The 2,481-nt window shown below is 49.9% G+C and carries 3 protein-coding genes and 1 pseudogene; 3 read left to right on the plus strand and 1 reads right to left on the minus strand.

Annotation, left to right across the window (positions count from 1 at the left end; genetic code table 11):
* Positions 1-272: pseudogene (locus tag Q0628_RS11560) on the plus strand (hypothetical protein); the annotation flags it as partial.
* Between the two features lie 77 nt (positions 273-349).
* The gene (locus Q0628_RS11565) at positions 350-928 is read left to right on the plus strand and encodes a YitT family protein (RefSeq protein ID WP_298771171.1); all 579 of its coding nucleotides are present in this window, start codon (positions 350-352) and stop codon (positions 926-928) included.
* A 188-nt stretch (positions 929-1,116) separates the two neighbouring features.
* Here the strand turns inward: Q0628_RS11565 and Q0628_RS11570 are convergent, their stop codons facing one another.
* Entirely contained in the window at positions 1,117-2,112 is a 996-nt protein-coding gene (locus tag Q0628_RS11570; RefSeq protein WP_298771173.1) for an aminotransferase class I/II-fold pyridoxal phosphate-dependent enzyme, read from the minus strand.
* A 165-nt stretch (positions 2,113-2,277) separates the two neighbouring features.
* Here Q0628_RS11570 and Q0628_RS11575 point away from each other — a divergent pair.
* Positions 2,278-2,481: ferritin family protein (locus Q0628_RS11575; protein WP_298771175.1), on the plus strand; the 204-nt coding region annotated here is incomplete at its 3' end.

Raw genomic sequence — 2,481 nt, forward strand, 5'->3', positions numbered from 1 at the left:
AAGAACTTTGGGAGGTTTTGGGACACACTACGACAATATGCGATGCTGAGTGGCCTTCATACAACGAGGAGTACCTGAAAGAGGATACCATCAAATATACAATCTCCTTCAACGGAAAGGCCCGCTTCACAATGGACTTTGCTGCAGATGCTGCAAATGCTGACATCGAGGCTGCCGTGCTCGCCAATGAGAACAGCCTGAAGTACATTGACGGAAAGCCAATCAAGAAAGTAATCATTGTACCGAAAAAGATTGTTAACATTGTAATTTGACAATTTAGAAAAACAGTTGTAGAATCGTTATAAACAGTTGTATTATGGCTAGACGATTTATTCCGAGACCAAGCATCATGAGTGAAGTCAAGAACTACTTCATGATTACTTTAGGACTCACCATATATGCCTTCACATGGAAGTTCTTTATGGCCCCGTACCAGTTTGTGACAGGAGGTATTACCGGTGTCGGCGGTATTGTAGAATACACTACAGGAGGGCCAATGCAGTACACTTACTTTGCAATCAATGTAGTTCTCATCCTGATAGCGATACAACAGCTTGGATGGAAATTCTGCGTAAAGACCATCTATGCCATCGGTGCAATGACTTTGGCTCTTGAACTCTTTGATATAGTGTTCCAGACATGCCCTACAGCATATGACATTCTTGGACCGAACAAACAGCTTGAAGCATGTATTGTAGGTTCGATATTCACCGGAATGGGTATCGCATTCTGTTTCCTGAGTAACGGAAGTACGGGTGGTGTAGACATTATAGCTGCAATAGTGAACAAATACAAGGATATAAGTTTCGGTCGCGCAATGCTGTATGTCGATGCCTGTATAATCATGAGCAGTTTCTTCATTTTCGTTCGTTCCTTTCGGTTTAAAGAGTTGGAGTTTGAAGTTGGAGTTGGAGAGTGGAATGATTAACCATGCAGATCATGTAGGAACATGCAGATAATTCTACATGCTCTACCTGTTCTACATGGTTTCGACAAAGCGAAATACCGCCGCACGACAACGCGAAAACACGCCGCCTTGTCAAATTTCGATACTGTTTTGGGGATAACCGCCAAGCGCGGCGCATCCGCCACGTGAGACCGCCTATATTGCGTCCATTAAGCTGCGAGGGGGGGGGGTATTTGATGCATACAAAGCCCTCGTACGCACGTTTTCGCGCCCTTGCATTCGAAGATCGAATGGGGGATGCCGGGCGTGCGGATGAACGCCTCGTAGGCGGCGTCGAAGAGAATGAGCGACTTCCGCTCGTTCGCCCAGTCCACCCACGCCTGAAGCTGTTCGAGCGTGGCGACCGCGCCGGTGGGGTTGTTGGGGTAGCAGAGATAGACGACATCGGCTTCGCAGCCTTCGGGCCCGGGAACGAAACCGTTCGCGGCGTCGCAGGTCAGAAGCGAATATCCTCTGCCGGCCATCACATTGGTGTCGACATAGACGGGATAGACGGGATCGCCGACGGCGATCTTGACATCGGCGGCGAAAAGCTCCTGAATGTTTCCGCAATCGCACTTGGCGCCGTCGGAGACGAGAATTTCTTCGGCGGAGATGTCGATGCCGCGGTCCTGGAAATCGACCTTGGCGATCTTGTCGCGGAGGAACTGGTATCCCTGCTCGGGACCGTAGCCGTAGAACGCGCCCTTGCCAATGCTTGCAACGCTCGCGGGCACGTTTACGGTGGTCTGCTTCACGCAGCCGCGCAGGGCGTACTGGCCAATGGAGGCAATGCCCTCGGGCAGCTTGTGCAGCGCAATGGCCATCACAAAAAGCATTACCCTACTAAGGCTCGTACCCTGCACATGACGCTCAGGGTCGAGCCCCGTAATGTGGTGAAGATGCGGTGTCAGCAGGTCAAGCACGTTCAGGAACGCCGCGCCAGCCATTACACCCAAGGCCACAATCCACCATTGTCCCGCACCGCCCTGCTCAAAAGCCGGCACAATAAGCCCCAGCGTACTGGCCGCCAGCATTACGCCCGCACAATATCCCAGTACCGTATCATTCCATTTATGGGGCAGTTCCTTGATAAGGAATCCCAGCACAGACCCCAAGAGGGTGGTGGCGCAAAGAGCCGCCGCACTAATCCAAACCTGTATCATCGTTACGCTCCTTTTGTTTCTGTTGGTAAGAAATTGACTTAAATCCTCGCAAAGATAAGTCTTTTTTATCATTTTTAGGGTAAAAACTTTGCTTCAGCAACAAAAACACCCTATCTTTGCAAGTGAACATTACAAATTTACATAACAAAATAACAGAAAAGTATTATGGCAACAAAGTATTCAGGAACCCAGACCGAGAAGAATCTGGAGGCCGCTTTCGCAGGCGAGAGCATGGCACGCAACAAGTATACCTACTTTGCATCCGTAGCAAAGAAGGCAGGCTATGAGCAGATTGCGGCATTGTTCTTACAGACCGCGGAGAACGAGAAGGAGCACGCAAAGCTGTGGTTTAAGGCGCTGGGCGAGCTT

It is taken from the genome of uncultured Fibrobacter sp. (assembly GCF_937877005.1).
GTDB lineage: Bacteria > Fibrobacterota > Fibrobacteria > Fibrobacterales > Fibrobacteraceae > Fibrobacter.

Excerpts from the sequence above, each read along its gene's own strand:
- Q0628_RS11565 (WP_298771171.1), top strand. The coding sequence starts at position 350 with ATGAGTGAAGTCAAGAACTACTTCATGATTACTTTAGGACTCACCATA.
- Q0628_RS11570 (WP_298771173.1), bottom strand. The coding sequence starts at position 2,112 with ATGATACAGGTTTGGATTAGTGCGGCGGCTCTTTGCGCCACCACCCTC.